This window comes from Ruegeria sp. BB1, assembly GCF_056539465.1.
This window is the reverse complement of the sequence record NZ_JBQFVB010000001.1, coordinates 672,840-696,088: the sequence shown is the minus strand read 5'-3', so window position 1 is coordinate 696,088 and position 23,249 is coordinate 672,840. Positions and strand designations below refer to the sequence as shown.

25 protein-coding genes and 1 other RNA gene are annotated in these 23,249 nt (G+C 56.5%); 13 read left to right on the top strand and 13 right to left on the bottom strand.

The window, feature by feature from the left end:
• Positions 1-49: 49 nt before the first annotated feature.
• Positions 50-367, bottom strand: a complete 318-nt coding sequence (locus ACR0AL_RS03550; RefSeq protein ID WP_425080692.1) for a DUF1476 domain-containing protein — start codon at positions 365-367, stop codon at positions 50-52.
• Between the two features lie 187 nt (positions 368-554).
• Between ACR0AL_RS03550 and purC the strand changes: the two genes are divergently transcribed.
• The 7 genes from purC to ACR0AL_RS03515 all read left to right on the top strand — a co-directional run bounded on the left by purC (position 555) and on the right by ACR0AL_RS03515 (position 9,673).
• Complete coding sequence (purC, locus tag ACR0AL_RS03545) at positions 555-1,310, top strand: phosphoribosylaminoimidazolesuccinocarboxamide synthase (RefSeq protein WP_170358332.1); 756 nt, start codon at positions 555-557, stop codon at positions 1,308-1,310.
• Between the two features lie 133 nt (positions 1,311-1,443).
• Positions 1,444-2,106: a MarC family protein gene (locus tag ACR0AL_RS03540; protein WP_170348611.1), complete on the top strand. Its 663-nt coding sequence runs from the start codon at positions 1,444-1,446 to the stop codon at positions 2,104-2,106.
• A 116-nt stretch (positions 2,107-2,222) separates the two neighbouring features.
• Positions 2,223-2,453 (top strand): phosphoribosylformylglycinamidine synthase subunit PurS, encoded by a 231-nt coding sequence (purS, locus tag ACR0AL_RS03535; RefSeq protein WP_170348612.1) that lies wholly within the window; start codon positions 2,223-2,225, stop codon positions 2,451-2,453.
• Between the two features lie 23 nt (positions 2,454-2,476).
• Positions 2,477-3,145 carry a phosphoribosylformylglycinamidine synthase subunit PurQ gene (purQ, locus tag ACR0AL_RS03530; protein WP_480646571.1) on the top strand — a complete coding sequence of 223 codons (669 nt, stop codon included), beginning with the start codon at positions 2,477-2,479 and terminating at the stop codon, positions 3,143-3,145.
• Positions 3,146-3,181: 36 nt separating this feature from the next.
• A complete protein-coding gene (locus tag ACR0AL_RS03525; protein ID WP_170348614.1) occupies positions 3,182-4,960 on the top strand; it encodes a sensor histidine kinase in 1,779 nt (592 codons plus the stop codon).
• A 13-nt stretch (positions 4,961-4,973) separates the two neighbouring features.
• Entirely contained in the window at positions 4,974-6,308 is a 1,335-nt protein-coding gene (locus tag ACR0AL_RS03520) for a sigma-54-dependent transcriptional regulator (protein ID WP_170358340.1), read from the top strand.
• A 512-nt stretch (positions 6,309-6,820) separates the two neighbouring features.
• Complete coding sequence (locus ACR0AL_RS03515; RefSeq protein ID WP_480661977.1) at positions 6,821-9,673, top strand: Rne/Rng family ribonuclease; 2,853 nt, start codon at positions 6,821-6,823, stop codon at positions 9,671-9,673.
• Positions 9,674-9,728: 55 nt separating this feature from the next.
• Here the strand turns inward: ACR0AL_RS03515 and ACR0AL_RS03510 are convergent, their stop codons facing one another.
• Positions 9,729-9,962, bottom strand: a complete 234-nt coding sequence (locus tag ACR0AL_RS03510; protein ID WP_170348617.1) for a sulfurtransferase TusA family protein — start codon at positions 9,960-9,962, stop codon at positions 9,729-9,731.
• Positions 9,963-10,067: 105 nt separating this feature from the next.
• Between ACR0AL_RS03510 and ACR0AL_RS03505 the strand changes: the two genes are divergently transcribed.
• From ACR0AL_RS03505 to ACR0AL_RS03490, 4 genes are all read left to right on the top strand, one after another.
• Entirely contained in the window at positions 10,068-10,820 is a 753-nt protein-coding gene (locus ACR0AL_RS03505) for a cytochrome c biogenesis CcdA family protein (protein WP_480661975.1), read from the top strand.
• 55 nt (positions 10,821-10,875) lie between these two features.
• Positions 10,876-12,090, top strand: coding sequence for a hypothetical protein (locus ACR0AL_RS03500; protein WP_480661973.1), 1,215 nt, complete (start codon positions 10,876-10,878; stop codon positions 12,088-12,090).
• Positions 12,087-13,436, top strand: a complete 1,350-nt coding sequence (locus tag ACR0AL_RS03495) for a cytochrome P450 (protein WP_480661971.1) — start codon at positions 12,087-12,089, stop codon at positions 13,434-13,436. Before ACR0AL_RS03500 ends, ACR0AL_RS03495 begins: the two co-directional genes overlap by 4 nt.
• Before the next feature lie 73 nt (positions 13,437-13,509).
• Positions 13,510-14,391: a fructose bisphosphate aldolase gene (locus tag ACR0AL_RS03490; RefSeq protein WP_170348621.1), complete on the top strand. Its 882-nt coding sequence runs from the start codon at positions 13,510-13,512 to the stop codon at positions 14,389-14,391.
• 6 nt (positions 14,392-14,397) lie between these two features.
• Here ACR0AL_RS03490 and ACR0AL_RS03485 read toward each other — a convergent pair whose 3' ends face one another.
• Genes ACR0AL_RS03485 through fumC form a run of 4 tightly spaced genes read right to left on the bottom strand, consistent with a single transcriptional unit; the run spans position 14,398 to position 16,848 of the window.
• Positions 14,398-15,000, bottom strand: coding sequence for a DNA-3-methyladenine glycosylase I (locus ACR0AL_RS03485; RefSeq protein WP_480661969.1), 603 nt, complete (start codon positions 14,998-15,000; stop codon positions 14,398-14,400).
• 59 nt (positions 15,001-15,059) lie between these two features.
• Positions 15,060-15,281, bottom strand: a complete 222-nt coding sequence (locus tag ACR0AL_RS03480) for a ribbon-helix-helix domain-containing protein (protein WP_170348623.1) — start codon at positions 15,279-15,281, stop codon at positions 15,060-15,062.
• The gene (locus ACR0AL_RS03475; protein WP_170348624.1) at positions 15,278-15,454 is read right to left on the bottom strand and encodes a DUF4169 family protein; all 177 of its coding nucleotides are present in this window, start codon (positions 15,452-15,454) and stop codon (positions 15,278-15,280) included. The genes ACR0AL_RS03480 and ACR0AL_RS03475 overlap by 4 nt, the downstream gene beginning before the upstream one ends.
• The gene (gene fumC / locus ACR0AL_RS03470) at positions 15,454-16,848 is read right to left on the bottom strand and encodes a class II fumarate hydratase (RefSeq protein ID WP_170348625.1); all 1,395 of its coding nucleotides are present in this window, start codon (positions 16,846-16,848) and stop codon (positions 15,454-15,456) included. Before fumC ends, ACR0AL_RS03475 begins: the two co-directional genes overlap by 1 nt.
• 231 nt (positions 16,849-17,079) lie before the next feature.
• Between fumC and ACR0AL_RS03465 the strand changes: the two genes are divergently transcribed.
• Positions 17,080-17,607 carry a PH domain-containing protein gene (locus ACR0AL_RS03465; protein ID WP_226688805.1) on the top strand — a complete coding sequence of 176 codons (528 nt, stop codon included), beginning with the start codon at positions 17,080-17,082 and terminating at the stop codon, positions 17,605-17,607.
• A 12-nt stretch (positions 17,608-17,619) separates the two neighbouring features.
• Here the strand turns inward: ACR0AL_RS03465 and ACR0AL_RS03460 are convergent, their stop codons facing one another.
• The 7 genes from ACR0AL_RS03460 to ACR0AL_RS03430 form a co-directional block, all read right to left on the bottom strand.
• On the bottom strand, positions 17,620-18,078 hold the full coding sequence (locus ACR0AL_RS03460) for an SspB family protein (RefSeq protein ID WP_170348627.1): 459 nt from the start codon (positions 18,076-18,078) through the stop codon (positions 17,620-17,622).
• Between the two features lie 76 nt (positions 18,079-18,154).
• A complete protein-coding gene (chrA, locus tag ACR0AL_RS03455) occupies positions 18,155-19,408 on the bottom strand; it encodes a chromate efflux transporter (RefSeq protein ID WP_480661967.1) in 1,254 nt (417 codons plus the stop codon).
• On the bottom strand, positions 19,405-20,220 hold the full coding sequence (locus ACR0AL_RS03450; RefSeq protein ID WP_480661965.1) for a chromate resistance protein ChrB domain-containing protein: 816 nt from the start codon (positions 20,218-20,220) through the stop codon (positions 19,405-19,407). Before ACR0AL_RS03450 ends, chrA begins: the two co-directional genes overlap by 4 nt.
• A 128-nt stretch (positions 20,221-20,348) precedes the next feature.
• On the bottom strand, positions 20,349-20,780 hold the full coding sequence (locus tag ACR0AL_RS03445; RefSeq protein WP_170348630.1) for an ester cyclase: 432 nt from the start codon (positions 20,778-20,780) through the stop codon (positions 20,349-20,351).
• A 100-nt stretch (positions 20,781-20,880) separates the two neighbouring features.
• Positions 20,881-21,228: a transfer-messenger RNA gene (ssrA, locus tag ACR0AL_RS03440) on the bottom strand.
• Positions 21,229-21,264: 36 nt separating this feature from the next.
• Positions 21,265-21,627 carry a DUF4345 family protein gene (locus ACR0AL_RS03435; RefSeq protein WP_480661963.1) on the bottom strand — a complete coding sequence of 121 codons (363 nt, stop codon included), beginning with the start codon at positions 21,625-21,627 and terminating at the stop codon, positions 21,265-21,267.
• 10 nt (positions 21,628-21,637) lie between these two features.
• On the bottom strand, positions 21,638-22,369 hold the full coding sequence (locus tag ACR0AL_RS03430) for a FadR/GntR family transcriptional regulator (RefSeq protein WP_170348632.1): 732 nt from the start codon (positions 22,367-22,369) through the stop codon (positions 21,638-21,640).
• An 86-nt stretch (positions 22,370-22,455) separates the two neighbouring features.
• Here ACR0AL_RS03430 and ACR0AL_RS03425 point away from each other — a divergent pair, with 86 nt between their 5' ends.
• Positions 22,456-23,247 (top strand): DUF2182 domain-containing protein, encoded by a 792-nt coding sequence (locus ACR0AL_RS03425; RefSeq protein WP_480661961.1) that lies wholly within the window; start codon positions 22,456-22,458, stop codon positions 23,245-23,247.
• Positions 23,248-23,249: the final 2 nt, after the last annotated feature.

Here is a 23,249-nt window from a genome sequence, read left to right as displayed (position 1 = left end):
AAAGCAAACTCATAAATCTCATGAAGATCATGAGGTGGGGCAAAAGCCCTTAGTCAGTCTCGCTAAGAATCTGCGACTTGGCTTCGGGCAGAAGCTCGGCCATCTTGGCGCGAATTTCATCGTCAGACGACAAAGTACCCAGATCGCCGGAAACCTTGCGCACAACATCTTCGTGACCGGCTTCTTCAAAATCGGATTTCACGACGGCTTTGGCGTATTCTTCCGCTTCGTCACCGGTTTTGCCCAGCTTTTCCGCGGCCCATAGGCCAAGCAGTTTGTTGCAGCGGGCCTGTGCCTTGAACTGCATCTCTTCATCATGCGCAAACTTGGCTTCAAATGCGTTTTCGCGTTCGTCAAACGTCGTCATAGGTTGGGGACCTCTTCGAGTAACATATCGTTGATGTTGATATGACCATACAGAACGCCGCGTGCAAGGGATTTGCGTTGTATCAAAGTCTTTCTTGTGTGCGAACTTGCGGGAAAGGGGGGCTTGCACTATGAGGACGCCAACGTGAGGGGACTCATTCCCTCTTACCAGACTGGAAGGGTCGCTTATGGCGCGTCGCAAGAAAATCTACGAAGGTAAAGCTAAGATTCTGTATGAAGGCCCAGAGCCGGGCACCATCGTGCAATATTTCAAGGATGATGCCACCGCGTTCAACGCCGAAAAAAAGGACGTGATCGACGGCAAGGGCGTGCTGAACAACCGCCTGAGCGAGTTCTTCATGAACGGCCTGACCCAGATCGGCGTGCCGACCCACTTTATTCGCCGCCTGAACATGCGCGAACAGTTAGTGCGCAGCTGCGAGATCGTGCCGCTGGAAGTGATCGTGCGCAACTATGCCGCTGGGACGATGTCGAAACGTCTGGGCATCGCCGAGGGCACGCAGTTGCCGCGCCCGATTGTAGAGTATTGCTATAAGGATGATGCGCTAGGTGATCCTCTGGTAACCGAGGAACACATTGCCGCCTTTGGCTGGGCCAGCCAACAGGACATGGAAGATATCCTGAGCCTGGCGCTGCGCGTGAATGATTTCCTGAGTGGCGTGATGCTGGCCGTGGGTATCCGCCTGGTCGATTTCAAGATTGAGATTGGCCGCGTTTATGACGGCGACTATCAGCGTCTGATTATCGCGGACGAGATCAGCCCGGACAGCTGCCGCCTATGGGATATCGAAACCGGACAGAAATTGGACAAGGACGTGTTCCGCCGCGATCTGGGCAATCTGACTGATGCCTATTCAGAGGTCGCACGACGTCTGGGCGTTCTGCCAAAAAGCAACGTGACCAAGCCCACGCTGATCAACTAGGCCGGTTTTCGGATGTAAATTCTGTCAATAGCGCCGTTTCTAAGACGGCGCTTTTTTCTTTTGCTCTGGTGGTTTGACAGACGGTCCGCACCTTCGCATTGTCGGGGCAGGTGCAATCAAGGATAGTCACGAAATGGCCGAATTGTTCGATCAGGCGGTTTTTCTGAAATTCCTCGCGGCGTTACTGGCGATCTTCAATCCGCTTTACGGTATCCCGATCTTTCTGAGTATGACCGAAGGCTACTCGGGTCCCGAACGCAAGCGCGTGGCACTGGTCGTAACCGGAACAGTGGTTGTCGTGGCCTTGATCGCGGTATTGGTTGGCGAAGAGATTCTGGCGGTCTTCGGCATCGACATCCCGTCCTTCCGCATTGCCGGCGGGTTGATCATTCTGGGGGTCGGCATGTCGATGCTGAACGCGTCTGACCCGCCAAAAGGTGATCAAAGGGCGGTTGCAGAGGGCGAAAAGAAGAAAAGCAACATTGCCGTCGTGCCGTTGGCAATACCGTTGACCATCGGACCCGGCACGATTGCCACGACCATCGTGTTTGCTCATACGCTGTCGGATGGGGCCGAGATTGTGACATTAGGCTCAGCCGTATTGATCGCCTGCGCCATCGTCGGGCTGGGGTTGCTGTTCGCCGACCCGATCTCGCGGTTTTTTGGGCCAACCATGATCAACGTGATCACCCGCGTTATGGCAATCATTCTTGTGGCCGTGGCCGTCGAAATGGTGCTGACCGGTACGTTTAACGCCATTGATGCGCATTACCCCGGATTAACCGGCAGTGGCTGAGCGTCACACCTGCGGCAAACTGTGTGCGGACAAGGGTTGTCGAACGCGGTTTGTCGCGTTATCCCCCGCGCAACGGAACGGGCCCGGAACCATGGCCCTTAGCTGGAGTTGCAGGAATGAAAGCACGGGTGCATGTGATGCTCAAGAATGGGGTCCTTGACCCGCAGGGTGAAGCAGTGCGGCACGCATTGGGCGCTATGGGCTTCGATCAGGTCGAAGGCGTGCGTCAAGGCAAGGTGATCGACCTTGAGCTGGCTGCAGGTGCGACCGAGGCCGACATCACCGAGATGTGCGAAAAGCTGTTGGCCAACACGGTCATCGAACGCTACGAAATCGAACTGGTCTGACCCTTTACCCCGGAGGCCCCGCCATGCGCGCTGCTGTTATCGTATTCCCTGGGTCCAATTGTGACCGGGACCTTGCCGTCGCTTTTGAACAGGTGGGGTTTCAGGTCGACATGGTCTGGCACAAGGATGCCGCGCTGCCCGAGGGCATCGACATCGTGGGCGTTCCCGGCGGGTTTTCCTATGGTGATTACCTGCGTTGCGGCGCGATTGCCGCGCAATCGCCGATCTGCAAGGCGGTTGTCGAACATACCAACCGCGGTGGCTATGCCGTGGGTGTCTGTAATGGCTTCCAGATTCTGACAGAAACCGGCGTTCTACCGGGTGCATTGCTGCGCAATGCGGGTCTGAAATACATCTGCAAAACTGTCGGTCTGAAGGTGGAAACCAGCGACAGCGCCTTTACCCAAGGTTACAACGCCGGTGACGTGATCGGTATTCCGATTGCACACCACGACGGCAATTATTTCGCGGATGACACCACTCTGGCTGCGTTGCGGGATCAGGATCGGATCGCGTTCACCTATACCGAGAATCCAAACGGCTCGGTTGGCGATATTGCTGGTATCCTGTCGGAAAACCGCCGGGTGTTGGGGATGATGCCGCACCCCGAGCGGGCGGCGGATGAAGGTCACGGCGGCACTGATGGAACGGCATTGTTCCGCGCATTGTCGGGGGTCCTCGCACCTGCGTGACTTGAGGTTGCGATCAAGCCCGCGTAATTTCCCGGGATGAGTTCTGATGTTCGCTCTGGCTGGTCCATTCTGACAAAACCTTTTCGCGGCGCGCCCCTTGGGTGGCGCCTGCGATTGGCTGTCATTACCCTGCTGGTGGTCGCTGTAGCGACGATCTGGATCACAAACCGGCTACTGACGGACAGATTTACTGAGTCCACCCGCAACCGCGCCGAGCTGCGTCTAGCCCTGTATTCCGGCAACCTGCTAAGCGAACTACGCAGAAATGCGATTGTGCCGCAGCTGCTTTCGCGGGATCCCACGCTGATCTCGGCGCTTCAATCCAGCGATTATTCTCTGTCGACCCAGCGCCTGATCTCATTTGTGGAAGAAATTGGAGCAGCCTCGCTGATGCTGTTGGATGGGGATGGGCGTTCGGTCGCTTCCACCGATCGCAACCGTTTGGGTGAGGCACACAGGAGTTTGCCTTATTTCATTGATGCTGTACGCTCGAACGCCACGATCTTTACGGTAATCCCGAAGGAATCCGGCGGCTATAGCTTTGTCTATTCGCGTCGTATGGAAGCCAACGCCGAAATCCTTGGCGTCATCGTGGTTGAGGTCGATTTGCACAAATTCGAACTGGCCTGGGCAGGGATTTCGGACGCGGTGATGGTGGCAGATAGTACCGGCACGATCATCTTGTCGACCGAACCACAGTGGCGCGGCGTGCAAGAAGGCGAGGCGATGCTGCGTCAGCCGCCCGAAGGGGCCATCCAGCGCGCAATCCGGGCAACGACCGATTGGACCGCCTTGCCGCCTGATGCCTACCTGCAGGGTGAGGCCGTGATGCGCATGGAGACGCGCATTCCATTCCGCGGTTGGCAAATGACGTCATTCACCACCTATGCGTCGATCCGGGAAAAGGTGAACAGCGTTCTGGCGCTTGAGATTATGGGATTCGCGATTCTGCTGGCGCTGGCCTTTTACGCGCTGAGCCGCCGGGCGACGCTGCGGATGGCGTTGTTCCAGCGCGAGTCGGCAGAGCTTCGCGCATTGAACATGCGGCTACAGCGGGAAATTGCTGAACGTGAACGGGTTGAAAAGACACTAGAAGTTGCCGAGCAGACGCTGGCGCAAAGTTCGAAACTTGCGGCCTTGGGTGAGATGTCGGCCGCTGTCAGCCACGAGCTGAATCAACCGCTGGCTGCAATGAAGACCTATCTGGCTGGCGCGCGTCTGTTGCTGCGCAGAAACCGCCCCGAAGAGGCGCTGGCCAGCTTTGGTCGCATCGACGGCTTGATCGAACGGATGGGGGCGATCACCCGACAGCTTAAATCCTATGCGCGCAAGGGCGCGGATGCGTTTTCACCAGTAAATCTTGGCGAAGCGCTGGCTTCCAGCCTGTCAATGATGGAACCGCAGCTGCGGCAGCGGCACGTAAAAATAACGCAGATCCTGCCCGAAGAACCCGTTATAGTGATGGGGGACCGGATGCGGATCGAACAAGTGATGGTGAACCTCTTGCGCAATGCGCTGGACGCCACCAAATCTGTATCAGAGCCGGATGTTGAAATCATCCTTGCAGCTGGTGACATGGCGGTGCTGACCGTCCGCGACAATGGTCACGGGATCGAGAATATCGAGAATCTGTTCGAGCCCTTCTACACCACCAAGCAGCCCGGCGATGGGGTCGGGTTGGGGCTTGCCATCTCGTCGGGTATCGTGAACGACCATGGGGGACGGTTGACTGCGCGCAACGGCCAGCACGGCGGCGCGGTGTTTGAGATGCAATTGCCGATACTAGGAAGCGACGGCCTGGAGGCCGCTGAATAACAAAGGAATGACTATGGCACAGGCCATGAAAATCGCCATTGTGGATGACGAACAGGACATGCGCCAGTCGATCAGCCAATGGCTGGCACTGTCGGGATATGACACTGAAACGTTCTCGAGCGCCGAGGACGCGCTGAAGGTACTGGGACCGGAATATCCGGGCATTGTGATCTCGGACATCAAGATGCCGGGAATGGATGGCATTCAACTGCTGAAAAAGCTGATGGGGGCTGATAGCACCTTACCGGTCATCATGATCACCGGTCACGGCGATGTTCCGATGGCGGTTGAGGCGATGCGCGTGGGCGCGTTCGACTTTCTTGAAAAGCCTTTCAACCCGGACCGCATGTCAGAACTGGCAAAACGCGCCAGCAATGCACGCCGTCTGACATTGGACAACCGGGCCTTGCGGCGCGAGCTGTCCGGCGGCACTCAGATCATGAACAAGCTGATCGGGGCCAGCCCGGTGATGGAGCGCTTGCGAGAGGATATCCTGGATTTGGGGCAGGCGGACGGCCATGTTCTGATCGACGGTGAGACCGGCACGGGTAAAACCCTGGTTGCGCATGCTCTGCATGCTGTTGGCAGCCGGGCGGGCAAGAAATTCGTTCTGGTTTCGTGCGCAGCGCTGGAAGAAGAGGCGCTGTCGAAACGTCTGTTCGGTCCGATGATGCCCGAAGACGCGCAACTGCCCGCGATTGAAGAGGCGCGCGGTGGGACGTTGGTGCTGGAAGATGTCGAAGCCCTCAGTGACACGCTTCAGGCCCGACTGCTGAGCGTCATGAATGATCAGGGTACACCAGCAGAAACGCGGATCGTTGCGATTTCAAACCTGCAGGAGGCGGGGAAGACCAGCGAAGATGTCCTGCGCCCGGACCTGTTTTATCGCCTGGCCGCGCTTCGGATTACCATGCCGCCCTTGCGCCAGCGCGGAGAAGATATCCTGACGCTGTTCACGCGCTTGAGTGAGCAATTTGCTGAAGAATATGGCTGTGACGCACCGCAAGTCAGCGCGCAGGAGGCCGCGCAGTTGCTGCAGGCCCCGTGGCCAGGCAATGTGCGCCAGCTGATCAACATCGCCGAACGCGCCGTGCTGCAATCTCGCCGGGGTTCCGGGACGATTGCCTCGTTGCTGATGTCGGATCACGAAGAAATGCAGCCGGTTATGACGACTGAGGGCAAGCCGCTGAAGGAATATGTCGAGGCGTTCGAACGGATGCTGATCGACAACACGATGCGCCGTCACAAGGGCTCGATTGCGTCCGTGATGGAAGAGCTATGCCTGCCGCGACGGACGTTGAACGAGAAAATGGCCAAATACAGCCTGCAGCGTTCGGATTACCTGTAAACACCAGAGAGGGGGTCAGCCCCCTCTCTTGGCCCTTTGGGCCAATTCACTCCCCCAAGTATTTTTGGCCAGATGAAGCGATCCTGTCCGGTGTTCGGAGTGAACCGTGCAGTTTGCCCATTGTCTTTTCCACAGGACTGCCTTTATGGTGGCGGGACGGGCCGGGCCTATTTACGCCCTTAAGCCCCAAGCTTTGAGTTTCGCTGCTCTGCCGCGGATGGTGATGATCCCCACGAGGCAAAGCAGACCGATTATGCCCTTAACCGGGCAGTTGAACGCCTGAGCCCGCCTGAGCGGGCGAAAGGAAAAAATGGGCAGGACGCGGCATTCCGCGCCTGTCGGAGAAGAACCGCGATGACGCGCGCGCAACGATCGAGTGTACGGGCAGGGGGCCAAAGCGCCAGACCCTGCCGCGCGCCGTCCAATATCGCCCTGACAAGACACCACCCCAAAAGCGCCTGTCCACCCGGACGGGTAAGGAAAACGCGTTTGGCGCGGTGCACCAAGGACAAATGGCTAAGAAAATGCTTATCGATGCCACCCACGCGGAGGAAACCCGCGTTGTGGTGGTCGACGGAAACAAGGTCGAGGAGTTCGATTTTGAGTCCGAAAACAAACGTCAGCTTGCTGGCAATATCTATCTAGCAAAAGTTACGCGAGTAGAACCGTCCCTTCAGGCGGCCTTTGTGGATTACGGCGGGAACCGGCATGGGTTCCTCGCGTTCTCGGAAATCCACCCGGATTACTATCAGATTCCGGTCGCCGACCGCGAAGCGCTGATGGAAGAAGAGCGCGCCTACGCCGAGGCTATGAAGGCGCGGGACGAGGCGGAAGAAGCCAAGCCTAAAAAGCGCCGGTCCCGGTCGCGGACCAAGGCGGCGGATGTGAAATCCGACGACGCAGTCGAATCCATCGAGGTTTCGTCTGAGCCAACAGGCATGGAAACGATTGATCTGGATGAGGGCGAAGAAGGGGCTGATCTGTCTGTTCCAGAAGGCACCTCTCCGATGGATCATGTCGCTGAGACGCCGGTTGAGGAACCCAGCGATGACGCAGAAGCCTCGGATGAAGTTGAGGCACCTGCCGCTGAGGCAGAAGAGCCTGCGACCGCGGAGGAGCCTGCTGCTGAGGCTGAGGAAGCCGCCACGGAAGAAGTATCTGCGGAGCCTGTAGAAGAAACTGCTGACGTTGAGGCAAAAGATGCCTCTCCTGAAGGGGAGGCTGAAGCCGAAAGCGCTGCGGACGACAACGCAGACGACGCGCCTGCTGCGGAAGCCACCAAAACCGACGCCGAAGACGAAGACGAGGCCGAAGAAAAACCTCGTTCAGACGCATCGGCTAAGGATGATAGCATTGAGTCAGTTGCTGATGAGGACGACAGCGAGGACATCCGTCCGCCTCGCAAGCCGCGTCCGCGCCGGTACAAGATTCAAGAAGTGATCAAGGTACGCCAGGTTCTGCTGGTTCAAGTCGTCAAGGAAGAGCGTGGCAACAAGGGCGCCGCGTTGACCACATACCTGTCGCTAGCGGGTCGCTATTGCGTTCTGATGCCCAACACCGCGCGTGGCGGTGGCATCAGCCGCAAGATCACCAATGCCCCGGATCGTAAGAAACTAAAGGAAATCGCGGCTGAAATTGACGTGCCGACTGGTGCGGGCCTGATCATTCGGACTGCGGGGGCCAAGCGCACCAAGTCCGAAATCAAACGCGACTATGAGTATCTGCAGCGCATGTGGGAGCAGATCCGCGAGCTGACGCTGAAGTCCATCGCGCCCGCCAAGATTTATGAAGAGGGCGACCTGATCAAACGGTCGATCCGCGATCTCTATAATCGTGAGATTGATGAGGTTCTGGTCGAGGGTGAAGGCGGTTACCGCATCGCCAAGGACTTCATGAAAATGATCATGCCGTCCCACGCGAAGAACGTGAAACGGTATGAAGACGCACTGCCGCTGTTCGCACGCTATCAGGTCGAAAGCTATCTGACCGGCATGTTCAACCCGACGGTGCAGCTGAAGTCCGGCGGGTATATCGTGATCGGCGTGACCGAAGCGTTGGTGGCGATCGACGTGAACTCGGGCCGGGCAACCAAGGAAGGCTCGATCGAGGAAACCGCGCTTAAGACCAATCTTGAGGCCGCTGAAGAAGTGGCGCGGCAACTTCGGTTGCGCGATCTTGCTGGTCTGATTGTCATCGACTTTATCGACATGGACGAGCGTAAGAACAACTCGGCCGTTGAAAAGCGTTTGAAAGACAAGCTCAAGACAGACCGCGCGCGTATTCAGGTGGGTCGGATATCCGGCTTTGGCCTGATGGAGATGAGCCGACAGCGTCTGCGCCCTGGCATGCTGGAGGCGACAACACAGCCGTGCCCGTCCTGTCATGGCACCGGATTGATCCGGTCGGATGACAACATGGCACTGACCATCCTGCGTCAGATCGAAGAGGAGGGCACTCGCCGCCGCTCGCGCGAGGTTCTGGTGCGCTGCCCGGTCAGTATCTCTAACTTCCTGATGAACCAAAAGCGGGAACATATTGCGCAGATCGAAGCACGTTATGGCTTGTCAGTTCGCATCGAAGGCGACGTGCATCTGGTCAGTCCCGATTTCTCGATGGAGAAGTTTAAGACCGCCAGCCGTATCGTGCCCGAGGCGACAGCACCGGTTGTATCCGTGGACGCAACGCTGATGGATCTAGTGGATGCGGACGAGGACGAAGCCGCCGAAGAAGAAACGGCGGTTCAGGCCGAAGAAGAGGCTAAGCCCAAGCGCAAACGTCGTCGCCGTCGTCGTAAGAAAAGCAACGGCTCGGGGGATACGCCTGAAACTGGTGCAGAGGACGGTGAGACCGCAGCCGAAGCTACGGATGAAGCATCGGCTGAGGCTCAATCCGAAGAACCCGCTGCGGAAGAAAAGGCTGAAAAACCGAAACGCCGCCGTGCGCCGCGCCGTCGTAAGAAGGACGCGGAAACGGTTGAAGCAACTGACGAAACACCCGCTGATAAAGCTGAGGAAGCAGTCGCTAAGCAGGCAGAGGAAACCGCTGCAGAAGAACCTGCGCCGGAACAAGCCGTTGAACAGCCCGAAGCTGCTGAGGTGGTGACCGAACCAGTTTCAGCGGAAGCCGATGCGCCGACAGCGGATGCGGTAACCGAGACAGAAGTGATTACCGAAGTTGCCGTCGAAGCTGAAGAAGCTGTGGAAGAGGTTGCCGAGACTGTCCAGACCGCTGAAGTCGAAGTAGCGCTGGAAGAGCCGGTTGCAGAAACGCCTGAGCCTGTTCTGGAAGTTGTGGCGGAAGAGTCTGAGCAACCCAGCGAACCGCCCAAGCCGAAACGGCGCGGGTGGTGGTCCTTGGGACAATAAAAAAGAAAGGCGGGCTTTGAGCCCGCCTTTTTCTTGAACCAGACGTGTTTCCACCTCAGCCTGATTTTTGTATCAGGTAGATCTGATGTCCGTCCGCATCCTCTTGTGACACCAGCTGGTGCCCACTTTCGGTGCAGAAATGCGGAACATCGATGATGGCGGCAGGATCATCGGCCAACACGCGCAAAATTGCCCCCGAGGGCATAGATTTAAGGCGTTTTCTGGCTTTCAGGACGGGCAAAGGGCACAAAAGACCCAGCGCATCCAATGTTTCAGTGGGGCTAGACATAATGTGCAGATATTTCCAAGTTGACGCAGTGTCCAGCGTCCAAGCACGGGGATGTGACCGAATGGCCCCGTGACGTGGCGGGGTTGATACCATATGTGCTGATTTATGTTCGGAATTGATATCATAGACGCGGGCCTGCTGCCCGCCATGTTCATCGCGATGCTGGGCGGGCTGATCAGCTTCTTGTCGCCTTGCGTTCTGCCCATCGTGCCACCTTATCTGGCGTATATGAGCGGTGTGACCATCAACGAGATGCAGGATGAGGCGCGTGCGCGGCGTAAGGCGACGATGTCGGCGCTGTTCTTTGTGCTGGGTCTGTCCACGGTGTTCTTGTTATTGGGGTTCACAGCATCGGCCTTTGGGGTATTCGTGCTGCAGAACCAGGTGCTTTTCGCCAAACTCTCCGGTGCAGTGGTGATTGTCTTTGGTCTGCATTTCCTGAATGTTTTCCGCATTCCTTTCCTGGATCGTGAGGCGCGGATCGAAACCGGAGATTCCGGCGGCTCAGTCTTTGGTGCCTATATCCTGGGTCTGGCCTTTGCGTTCGGCTGGACTCCGTGCATCGGACCGCAACTGGGTGCGATCCTGTCGCTGGCGGCGTCCGAGTCCTCGGTGGCGCGGGGTACGTTGTTGCTGGGTGTTTATGCGGCAGGTCTGGGTATTCCGTTCCTACTGGCCGCGATGTTCCTGAACCGGTCGATGTCAGTGATGAACCGGATCAAGCCTTACATGGGTACGATTGAAATGGTCATGGGGGGTCTGCTGCTGTTCGTCGGCATCATGCTGATCACTGGCCTGTTCACCGAGTTCAGCTGGTGGCTGCTGGAAACCTTCCCCGCACTCGCCAATTTCGGATGATCTGACTTACCTTGGCGGCAAGGCTGCGTTAACCTGCGCCGCAGAAGGTAAGGCCATGAGCAGTCACACAAATCAGCCTCAGGTAAGACGGCGTCGGGTTTTCTACATACCCGGCTACGATCCGATTCACCCTCGGCGATACCGAGAGCTGTACCGAAAAGAAGGTCGGGCGCAGGCGGAAATCTCAGGCTACGAGATCTCACTGTCGCCCAAGTCAGGTGACGGTCCGTACGGCTGGCATGTCCGCTCCCTCCAGGATGGCGTCGACGTCGAGGCAGATATCGAGGTCTTGGTCTGGTCGGACATCGTGCGCGACAGCATGTCGAATTCGATCCCCGCGGCCTACTTGCAGCTTGTGCGCACGGCCTGGATTTACATTGGGTCAGGGGCATTGTGGCGCCTTATGCGCTTGCGCAAAGGGCCAGTGATTGCAGCGTTGTATCCTGTCGGCATGCTGATTGCGCAATTGGCCTTGTCGCTAGGCGTGCTGTGGATATTTGCGGCGTTGCTATGGCCTGTTGCTGGGTGGGTAGCGTTGGTGCCGGCAATAGCGGCCGCTTATGGCTTGCTGCATTGGTTTCGCAAGATCGATAATCGCTTGTTTGCGTACTACCTGATGCATGATTATGCCTATTCGGCTGCTTCGAACGGCTCCACCCCAGCCGAGTTACGGTCACGTCTGGCCGAATTTACCAAACATATTCAACGCGCACTTGAGACGGATGTGGATGAGGTTCTGGTCGTTGGCCATTCATCGGGGGCGCATCTGGGTGTGATAGTACTGGCTGATCTGATCCGTTCGCAAAACCTTCCCGGTGACGGCCCGATCCTGTCCTTTCTAAGCCTTGGGCAGGTGGTGCCTATGGTCTCATTCCTGCCGGACGCCAGGGATTTGCGCACCGATCTGCAATTTCTGTCGACCCGAAGTGAACTCACCTGGGTTGACGTGTCCGCCCCGGGGGATGGGTGTGCCTTTGCTCTATGTGACCCAGTGGGCGTCAGTGGCGTTGCCCCCGATCAAAAACGTTGGCCGCTGGTGCTGTCCGCGGCCTTTACACAGACTCTGTCGCCAGAACGCTGGCACGAGCTGCGCTGGCGGTTTTTCCGGCTGCATTTTCAGTATCTCTGCGCGTTTGATCGCCCCAGCGATTATGACTATTTCCGCGTTACCGCAGGGCCGCTTTCATTGGCGCAAAGGTTTCAAGGCCGTGATCCGTCAAAATCGCGTATCGACCAGCCGGTTTCGAAATACAGGTCGGTTCTTCCGTGAAGCCGCCCAAACCAACATCCCGCCCGGATAAGGTCTCTCTGTGGCGCTATCTGAAACTGTTTCGCAAGGACCTGTTATCGGCCCAGCCACAGCGCCTGTACCGGGCCTGGATGGCCGAGTTTCGAACCCCGTTCTTTCGGTCCTACATGATCAACCAGCCCGAGCTTGTGGAAACCGTCCTTAAGCAGCGCCCCGACGATTTCCCGAAATCTGGTCGCATAAGCGAGGGGTTGCGCCCGTTATTGGGTGACTCGGTCTTTCTGACCAATGGTGAGACCTGGAAACGGCAGCGCCGCATCATCGACCCGGCCTTTGAAGGCGGGCGGTTGAAAGACACGTTCCCAGCCATGCTTGAAGCCGCGCAAGCCTGTGTCACGCGGTTGAAAGCGCAAGCGGGGCAGGTGATTGAATGCGAGGAGGTTACCAGCCACGCCGCGGCGGACGTGATTTTCCGAACGCTGTTCTCAGTTCCGATTGAACATGAAGTAGCCGCGCAGGTGTTCGAAAAGTTCCGAGCCTATCAGCGGCAACAGCCTTTGTTGAACCTGGCGGCCTTTATTCCGGTACCGAAGTGGGTGCCCCGGTTGCATGCGCGCAATACACGCAGAAACGCGCAGGATATCCGGGCTTTGATTTCGCGTCTAATAGCAGAGCGTGCCGATCTGATCGCCACGGGTCAGGCGCCGGACGACTTGGCAACCAAGATCATGACCACACCTGATCCGAAAACCGGTCATTGTTTCGACATGCAGGAGATGGTGGATCAGGTCGCCATCTTTTTCCTGGCTGGGCATGAAACCAGTGCATCAGCTCTGGCCTGGACGCTGTATTTGATGGCGCTTTACCCCAAATGGCAGGAAAAACTAAGCGCTGAGGCGGATATTCTGAATGATCCCAGCTTTAGCGCAGTGTCCAGAGTGAAGCTCAGCCGCGATGTATTTCGCGAGGCGCTGCGCCTGTACCCTCCGGTACCGATGATGGTGCGCGAGGCGACGTGCCCCGAACAATTCCGGGGGCGGGACATTCCCAAAGGCGCGCAGATCGTCATCAGCCCCTGGCACCTGCATCGGCAAGAGCGTTTGTGGGATCGACCCGATGATTTCGATCCTACTCGATGGTCTACCGAAAATGGGAAAACCTGCCAGCGCCACGCATATATCCCGTTTTCCGCCGGTCCCCGCGTGTGTACCGGGGCCGGGTTCGCCATGGTCGAAGGGCCATTGCTGTTGTCGATGTTGTTGCGAAATTTCCGGTTCGAACTGGTTGAAGATCGCACACCAGTGCCAGTGGCGCATCTGACGGTGCGGTCCAAAGATGGCATCTGGCTGCGCGTGGTTGAGCGCTAACACGCTACCATCGCCCGCCGCCTTGCTGTATGCGAGTGCAAAATGCGGAATCATTGTTAAACGGGAAAGTCTTATGTCCAAAGCAGAACAGCGCGAGCAGATGTCCAACGGCGCGGGTTTCATTGCGGCCCTGGATCAAAGCGGCGGGTCGACGCCCAAGGCGCTGGCTCTTTATGGGGTTGAGGCCTCGGACTATAGCTCGGACGAGGAAATGTTCGGTGAAATCCAGAAGATGCGCGCCCGCATTATTCTGGCTGACGACTTTACCAAGGACAAAGTGATCGGCGCGATCCTGTTCGAACGCACGCTGGGCGAGGAAATCGATGGCCGCAAAGTCGCCGATTACCTGTGGTCGCAGAAAGGTATCGTGCCGTTCCTGAAGATCGACAAGGGTCTGGAAGATCAGGCCAACGGTGTACAGATGATGAAACCGATTCCTGGCCTGGCGGAAACACTGGCCAAGGTGGATGGCGTGTTCGGCACCAAGGAACGCTCGGTGATCCATGAAGCCAACGCCGAAGGAATTGCCGCCGTAGTTGCCCAGCAATTTGACGTCGCGCGCGTGGTTGTTGCCGCAGGCATGGTTCCGATTGTCGAGCCCGAAGTGAACATCAATTCCGCCACCAAGGCCGAGGCCGAGGATATTCTGAAGGCCGAAATCCTGAAGAACCTCGATCAACTGGACGAGGGGCAGGACATCATGCTTAAACTGACCATCCCCACCAATGCCAACCTGTTCGACGAACTGGCCGACCACCCTCGTGTTGTCCGCGTAGTGGCCTTGTCTGGTGGTTATTCGACCGAGCAAGCCTGTGATCTGCTGAACCAGAACGGCAAGATGATTGCGTCGTTTTCGCGCGCGTTGACCGAAGGGCTGTCCAAACAGCAATCAGACGCCGAGTTCAATACGGCTCTGGGCGGCAATATCGACAAGATCTTCCGCGCCTCGGTCTAAGAGGCGCTATTCCGGCTTGATGAATTCGCGGCGCATCTGCGCCGCTTTTTCACGCATGGTACAGCCGATTGCGTGGTCGTTGATCAACCCCATGGCCTGCATGAAAGCAAATACCGTGGTTGGACCAACAAACTTCCAACCGCGTTTTTTCAAATCCTTCGACATTGCAATGGACTCGGCCGAGGTTGACGCAGTTTGCGGCGCAGGCGGGTTGTCGGCCTCGTATCGCCACACATAAGCGGCCAGAGACCCCTCGGCCACGATAAGGTCCTGCGCGCAGCGGGCGTTGTTGATCACGGCCTCGATCTTGCCGCGATGACGTATGATGCCTTCGTTCTGTAAGAGACGCTCGATGTCTGCATTAGTAAATGCAGCTACAGCGTTAAAATCGAATTGATTAAACGCTTTGCGAAAATTCTCGCGCTTGTTCAGTATTGTTCGCCAACTAAGTCCGGACTGAAAGCTTTCAAGGCACAGCTTTTCGAACAATCGCTGATCGTCCGCGACCGGATAGCCCCATTCTTGATCGTGATACTCAAAGAACTCAGGGGCGGCTTGGCACCAAGCGCAGCGCGGTTGTCCATCGGGTCCGGTTACAGTCTTGCTCATATGATGTACCCCTTTTGTTCCGGATCAGGGTACATGCAAAGGAAACAAGCTGACAAGCATCAATCGCGGGTGCGATACCAATTCAGAACATAAACTCGAATGGCTGAAGCTAGACCGATATCGGGGTCACGTTCGACGTCAATCTCAGCCGCCAACGCATTTATTGCCATTTCTTTTTCTTTCGAAATGTCGCGAAAGGCTTGCCAGAACTCATCCTCAAGGGACACCGAAGTACGATGACCTTTTAAAGTCAGTGAGCGTTTGACCGGGCGACCGCTCATTCATCCAACTCGTGATTGTCCATGTCGCGGCGCTGTTTGTCCTGTTCGAACTTGGCCTCGACCTTTTCGACCTTGCTGCGCCCGAATTTGACAGCGTTCTGGTCGGCGCGGGCCTTTTTCTCGGCCCGAGCCTTTGCTTTTCTGTACCGGTTCAGATTGACCGGCTTACCCATCAGTCTTTCGGGCCGATCATATGTTCGGGGCGGACAACGGCGTCAAAGGTCTCTTCATCCACAAAGCCCAGCGCGATGGCCTCTTCCTTGAGGGTGGTGCCGTTTTTGTGTGCGGTTTTGGCAACCTTTGTGGCGTTGTCATAGCCAATCGTCGGGGCTAGAGCGGTCACCAGCATCAGCGATTCCTTCATCAGCTTGTCGATGCGCGGCTCGTTAGCCTTGATGCCCAGCAGCATCCGCTCGGTAAAGCTGTCGGTTGCGTCGCCCAGCAGTTGAATCGATTGCAGCAGGTTGTAGGACATCATCGGGTTATAGACGTTCAGCTGGAAGTGACCTTGCGAACCGGCAAACTTCATCGCTGCGTCATTGCCCATGACATGCGCGGCCACTTGGGTCAGCGCCTCGGCCTGTGTTGGGTTCACCTTACCCGGCATGATTGACGAGCCAGGTTCGTTTTCCGGCAAGATCAACTCACCCAGACCAGAACGTGGGCCGGAACCCAGCAGACGGATGTCGTTGGCGATTTTGTAGCAAGAGCCCGCGATGGTCGCCAAAGCGCCCGACAGGAACACCATGGCGTCATGGGCGGCCAGTGCCTCGAACTTGTTCGGTGCGGTGATGAAGGGCAGGCCGGTGATGTCTGCCATGTTCTTGGCCACGGCCTCATCCCAGCCGTTATGGGTGTTCAGGCCAGTACCAACAGCCGTACCACCTTGCGCCAGTTCATAAATTCCAGGCATCGACGCTTGGACACGGGCGATACCCTGACGGATCTGGTGCGCATAACCGCCAAATTCCTGTTCCAGCGTCAGTGGCGTCGCGTCCTGAGTATGGGTCCGGCCGATTTTGATGATGCCTGCAAACTCTTTTGCTTTGGCTTCCAGCGCCGAAGCGAATTTTTCAAGACCCGGCAACAGCACATCGCGCACGCTCATCGCGGTGGCGATATGCATGGCTGTGGGGAAGGTGTCGTTCGACGATTGGCCCATGTTGCAGTGGTCGTTGGGGTGAACAGGCTCTTTCGAACCAATAACGCCGCCGAGGATTTCGATCGCGCGGTTGGCGATCACCTCGTTCGAGTTCATGTTCGACTGCGTACCCGAACCGGTCTGCCAGACGACCAGAGGAAAATTGTCGTCAAACTTGCCTTCGATCACTTCGCCAGCGGCCTGAATGATGGCATCCGCGATCTTTGCATCCAGCTTACCTATGGCTTTGTTTTCCATCGCACAGGCTTTTTTGATCACGCCCAGCGCGCGCACGATGGCAACGGGTTGCTTTTCCCAACCGATCGGGAAGTTCATGATCGATCGCTGCGTTTGGGCACCCCAATACTTGTCAGAAGGAACCTCCAACGGGCCAAAGCTGTCGGATTCGGTGCGGGTCTGAGACATCTGTCACTCCGTAGTGTATACGTTCGTATGCCATTTACCCGCAACATAGTTGCAGAGCAATCGGCCAGTTGCGCGCACCATAAACTTAAGGGTGCCAGAGGTATAGGTGGAAGGGACGGTGAAATTTCTTGTGAAACGCATTGTGCGTGCATACGTGTCCGCTACAATAATAGGATCACCAAATTGGAGGCTCCGGTGGGCAAATTGGTTCAGACTTATTTCTTGAAATATATAGTCTTTTCGCTGGGCTTCCTGTTTTTGATCGCATTATCTGGCGTTCCTGTCCAAGCGGCGGATATTTCGCCTTTTGTCGGCGACTATGTTGGATCTGCAAGTGTTGTCGATGATGACGGTACCGAAACGCCACGCGACATGAGCGTGTCGATTCACGAGATGAAGAACGGTTTTAACATCAGTTGGACGACAACGACCTACAAGGCGGATGGCCGCATCAAGGAACAGAAATTCTCGATTGATTTCAAACAGTCCGACCGGGCAGATGTTTTTTCGGCTGCGATGAAACGCAATGTGTTCGGACACGAAGTACCGCTTGACCCGATGCAGGGCGAACCCTTTGTCTGGGGCCGGATCCAAGGTGATACTCTAACCGTATTTTCCCTGTTTATCGGCGAAACCGGCGACTACGAATTGCAGCAATACGACCGTACATTGGCTGAGGGCGGTCTGGATCTGTCGTTTTCGCGGTTCCGCAATGGGGAAAAGTCCCGTTCGGTCGAGACTTTTCTTAAAAAACAATAGTCTATTGAGCAATTATTTGCGGAAACTGTCCAGCGAGACGACCTCGGCGTCTTGTTGATCTGCCCCTTCCTCAACCTCGATTGATTCTTCGACGATGGGGTCGGCTTCTTCCTCATCATCGGGGCTTTCAAACCGCAAGCCGAATTCGACGGATGGGTCGACGAAGGTTTTGATCGCCGCATAAGGGATGTATAGCGGTTCCGGTGCGTCTCCAAAGTTCAGCGTGATGGCAAAGCCTTCGTCGCCGACCTCTAGATTTTCGAACCAGTGCTGCATGACAATTGTCATTTCTTCGGGGTACCGCTCGCGCAGCCAATCCGCCAGTTCCACGCCATCCTGACGCGTATCGAAGGTGATAAAGAAATGATGCGCCCCGGGCAGGCCATTATCGGCAACGCTGTTCAGAACGGATTTGATGAGCCCGCGCATCGCGGTGTGCATCAAGTTTCCATAATCGATGTCTTGCGACATGTGTCATCCTCAAAAGTGGTTACTCTCAGCATAGGGGATTTCGACGGAAACGAAAGACCGGGTATGCGAGGATTGTTCAAAGGAAGTGAATTCCCGTTCCAATCATGGCCATGATGGCCAGAGTTGTTGCCATCCCAAATTTAAACTTAAAAATCAATAGCCCAGCCAATAGTGTCAGGATCAGAGCGGCAGGATCCAGGCTGGCTGGATCGGGCCTGGGGATGGTCACCGGACCCCATGACTGTTGGGGAATAGTCTGAAACAGAACGTTCAGGCTGAACCATACTGACAGGTTAAGAATCACACCTACCACAGCGGCAGTAATCCCATGCAGCGCGGCGGACAACCTTGGACGGGTCGCCAATTGGTCCAGATAGGGGGCGGCCAAAAAAATCCACAGAAAACACGGTACAAATGTGGCCCAAAGGGCAACCACTCCAGCCGCAATCGCAAACGGCGCCCCGCCGTTGATTTGACCGGTCAACATGGCGACAAACTGTGTCACCAGAATCAACGGCCCCGGAGTCGTTTCGGCCAGACCCAGCGCGTCGATCATCTGATCTGTGCTGACCCATTGATATTTTTCAACCACGGTCTGGGTCATATAGGCCAGAACGGCATAGGCCCCGCCAAACGTGACAACGGCAAGGCGAGCAAAAAACCAGCCCAGATCGCTCAACAGTTTTTGTCCCGCCAAGGTCAATGCCAACAGTGGCCCCAGCCACAGAACCAGCCAAATTGCGGCGGTGCCGAGCATTCCTTTGACCTTTGGGGCAGGGGGTGCATCTGCGGTGGTGACCTCGCCGTTAAACGTGACATAGCCCCAGATAGCTGCCGCCAGAATGATCAGCGGAAAGGGAAGGTTCAGCGCGAAAATCGCAAGAAAACCCAACCCAGCGATCGCACGGTGTTGCGTATCGGTCAGCGCTTTGCGCGACAGGCTCCTAAGGGCCTGAAGAACGATGACAATCACAGTCGCTTTCACACCCAAAAAACCAGCCTGCACCACTGGCAGGTCGCCAAACGCAGCATAAAGCCCCACGAGAATGGCGATGACAAACGCACCCGGTAGTACGAAAAGGGCACCTGCGATCAACCCGCCAGTCACACCACGCAAACGCCAACCGGCATAAGTGGCCAGTTGCATGGCCTCGGGGCCGGGCAGAAGCATGCACAGGGACAAGGCGCGCAGATAAGCCTGTTCGTCCAGCCACGGGCGTTTCTCGACCAGTTCCTGGTGCATCAGTGAGATTTGCGCGGCCGGCCCTCCGAACGACAACAACCCGATGCGGCCAAACACCCGGACAAGTTCTGAAAGGGATGGCGTCATGATTTGCGATCCGTTGGCCAGTCGTGACCCTCGTCAAACGCGTCCCGTGCCCAGCGGTACAGCGCGTCATACAGATGCAGCCCAGCCTCGAGGTTCTGGTGATCATCGCGGTATTGACGTGACAGGCCGACCGAGATTGCCAATAGTCCAGCAGCTTCGGGGGCGAGATCATGGCGATTGGTGTCGGCGGCCCGAACGACCGTGGCTAATCGGTCAAGCGCGGGCATGTGCAGCTGAAACTCGTCCAGCATGGTGTCAAAGGTGCAGCGATCCTGTCTGTGGGACCAAAACGTATTCTCTATATCGAACGGCGTTGCGTCAAAGGCCTCGGCGGTGGCTTGCACCTCGGACGGTGCCACAAATAGAAACTGCGCGTCCGGGTCGACAAAGCGGCGGATCAGCCAGGGGCATGCGATCCGATCGATTTTGGGCCGGTGACGCGTGACCCAGACGGACCGACCACCCTCGTGCCATGGTACGGCCGAGGCTGGAACCCGCGGCGCGTCGGGCATTTCCCGCCAGCCAAACATACCACCTTCTAGGTATTCCGCCACACAACCTTTGCTGCGCAGCCAAGAGACAACCCCTTGGCTGAGTTTTTTGCCCTTTTGGCAAATGATGACAGCCGCACGGTCGCCAATCTTTTCGGCGATCCCGTCGATATCTTTGGCGGGATGACGCAATGAGCCGGGGATTAGATAGGGGTCAGCTGCGAAATCCTCATCCAGACATATGTCGACCAAAACCGGAGCCTGTGGCGTTCCGATTAGGCGCATCAGCTGTTTAGGTGTAATTGAATTGGGCGCAGGCATAGCATGTCTCCTGTTTTGGGCGGATACATGCGAAACTTGGGCTGGCGCCTCACGGGGCGTTCGCAATCTTACCCCATGATCTTTGCTTACGGCTAAGCGCCAAAAGGGTCAAGATTGCCTGAACCGTGTTACGCCCAATCGAGCCTTTGACCTGTCATGCAGACAGGCAAAGTGTCTTGCGGAAACTGCCCGAGTTGTTCGAACAAAGAGATGAAGTCGAATTGGTTATAAGCCTCGACCATGCGACCGTCCTTGACCCGCGCGAACACACTGCCCGTGGCCTTTAGCGGGGCGCCATTGTCGGCCCGCGTCGTGCTGACATGCAATATGGCAGAAACCCAGTCCCCATCTTCGACGATCTTTGGAATTTCGACCTTGATGTCCCCAAGAACATGACGAAATGCCATGACCAGATCGCGAAAATCATCCGCGCCGACCTGCATTTCGGGGATCAACCCTTCGGCCATCGTATCAGCGCTAAAGTACTGATCTATCGCATCAAGGTTCCCGTTTTCCCAAACCTCGGAATACCATCCTTTGACGACATCTGTATGGGACATCCCGACTCTCCTTTTTTTGTCGGGGTCAGCATGAGACCAAAGGGTGAATAAACTCTGAACGTGAACAAGATCAGGGTTAAACAGCAGACATTAGGGAGAAAATGCAGGTTTCTGTTGCCAGGTACCTGCGAACCCCGCCTTACGCGGCTAGGCGCAAGGACTTAAGTTTCGGTCTTGTTACTGCTTACGCAGCAACTGCAACCGGAGCACGATTGTCGTTTGCAATTGTACTATTTTCGCCGGTAACGGTGGCAGACAGCCGAGACAAAGCTAACCCCTTTAGACGTTCGTCGATCCTATTTCGGCCCCAAAATCCTCAAACGAAGGATGGTTGGTGGAGCCGCCGGGTACCGCCCCCGGGTCCGATCCGCTTATTACGAGCGCGTTTATGTCCATAGTCCCGAAAGACATATCCTATATAGGTGAGCGCGCGCGTGGATGCAAACCAGGAATTCAAATCTACGCTTGTTTTAAAAACAAACGCTTACGCGGCCCTGTTGATGTTCGCCAAGACCAACCACAGCGCCAGGGCCAATTCGATTCCTCCGAATGTCATGGCTTTGATGAGTGGCGGATTGTCAAGAATGACCGAGACAAACCTCCCAAGCGCCGCGCCCGCATAAACAACGCCCAACATGGCATAGGCCATGGGATTGTTCAGCCACAGCACCACCGCGCCGGTTACGACAAATAGACCACCGACTGATGCACGCATCTCGCTAAGACCCATGTTGCTGTCGGTTGTTGTCAAATCCAATGAGGCCGCAGTGAACGCGGGCGCCAGAAAACCGAAGAGGCCAAAACCTATGGTCAAGAGGGCGGCAATTACGTTCAGAGCTGTTGTCATCTGTCCCTCATCAAGCAGGTTTACGATGTTGCTGGGCGACATCCTGGGCCAGCTTACGGGTGTATTCTTCTAGCTCAACTAGTTTTGCATCTACCTTTGCCGCATCCCTTTCTTCCAGCGCATCGGCAATCTGATTGTGCAAGGAGATGATTTGTTCACGCGATCGGGCGGTGAAGGTGATCATGTTCATCAAGGGCTGCATGGCCTCGACAGCGCCGGCCAACTGGTAAGAGAGCACCGGGTTGTCGGCACCATCTACCAAGGCCCGATGGAATGTGACGTCTGAAGCGCAAAAGGCCTCATCCGAAAGCCCAGGCTGTGCCTGACGGAAAATCTCGGCCCGCATGGTGGCCAGTTGATCCGAAGTACGGCGTTGCGCAGACAAGGGCGCGCAGGCGCGTTCCAACGAAAATCGGGCCTCGCAGGCAGTATCAAAGCTGACCGCATTCATCGACAACAACAGTGTTGAGGTCGTGATTTGCTGCGAATACGCGTCCTCAAAGCTGATCCGATTAACAAAAGCCCCCCCGCTGGCGCCCCGCTGCGTTCGGATCAAGGATTGCGCGGCTAGACGTTTCAATGCCTCGCGCACCGTGGGGCGTGAGACCTGAAACTGATCGGACAGTTCTGCCTCGGACGGCAAACGCTCATCCACGATCAATTCACCCGAGATGATGGCATCACGGATGGCCTGCGCGATTTGCGCAGACAAATCGGCGGGTTTTCGTGGGTCGATTTTCATATTCCGGGGACCGTTGGTAAGATTTTATTTGTCTGACATTTAAAAGTCTGACATTTGAATTGCAAGGACTGAGTCGGGAGGGACGCATGAGTCGCGCAGTTCTACGCAGCGGTTTGTGGCTTGGGTTTTACAGCCTGATTCTGTGGGCCTGGTGGATGATGTTCACCATGAGCCGCGGAATGGATCTGGATTGGATCGGGCGCCCCGGCCCAATGGGGCAAGCGATGGCCGCCATGGATCCGCGCATGGATATGTACATGCCGATGTCCGAATTTAGCCCGCTGTTCTGGATGTGGGCCATCATGATGGCCGCAATGATGTTGCCGACCCTTGTGCCGACCTTGCGCAGCTATGATGACCTGATCCACAGCGCAAATGGCACACGAGCTGGTTGGCTGGGCGTTCTGGCGGGGTATTTCATCGTCTGGGTCGGGTTCGCGGCGCTGATCACGGGGGTTCAGCTGGTTTTACTGTTCGGTGGCGTTGTCGACATGCTGGGCATCGCCAAATCCAGCTTTGTGGCCGGTGGTTTGATGATCGCAGTTGGCGCTTTTCAGTTCACCCGCGCGAAAGAGGTCTGCCACGGAGTTTGCCACGCGCCCGTGACCTATTTTCTAGTTCATTGGAAAACCGGTTTCACAGGCGGGTTGCGCATGGGCCTGGGGCTGGGTGCTTTTTGCGTCGGATGTTGTTGGGGCTTTATGGCGCTGGGTTTCGTTGGAGGCGTCATGAGCTTGCTTTGGATGGGGTTGGCGACTCTGTTCATGGTTTTGGAAAAATTGCCTCAGATCGGTCAAGCAGTGACGCGACCAATGGGGTTTGCTCTAGTTGCAGGGGGAATTCTCCTGTTGATCTATCCCTTTATTTTCGGAGGATAAGT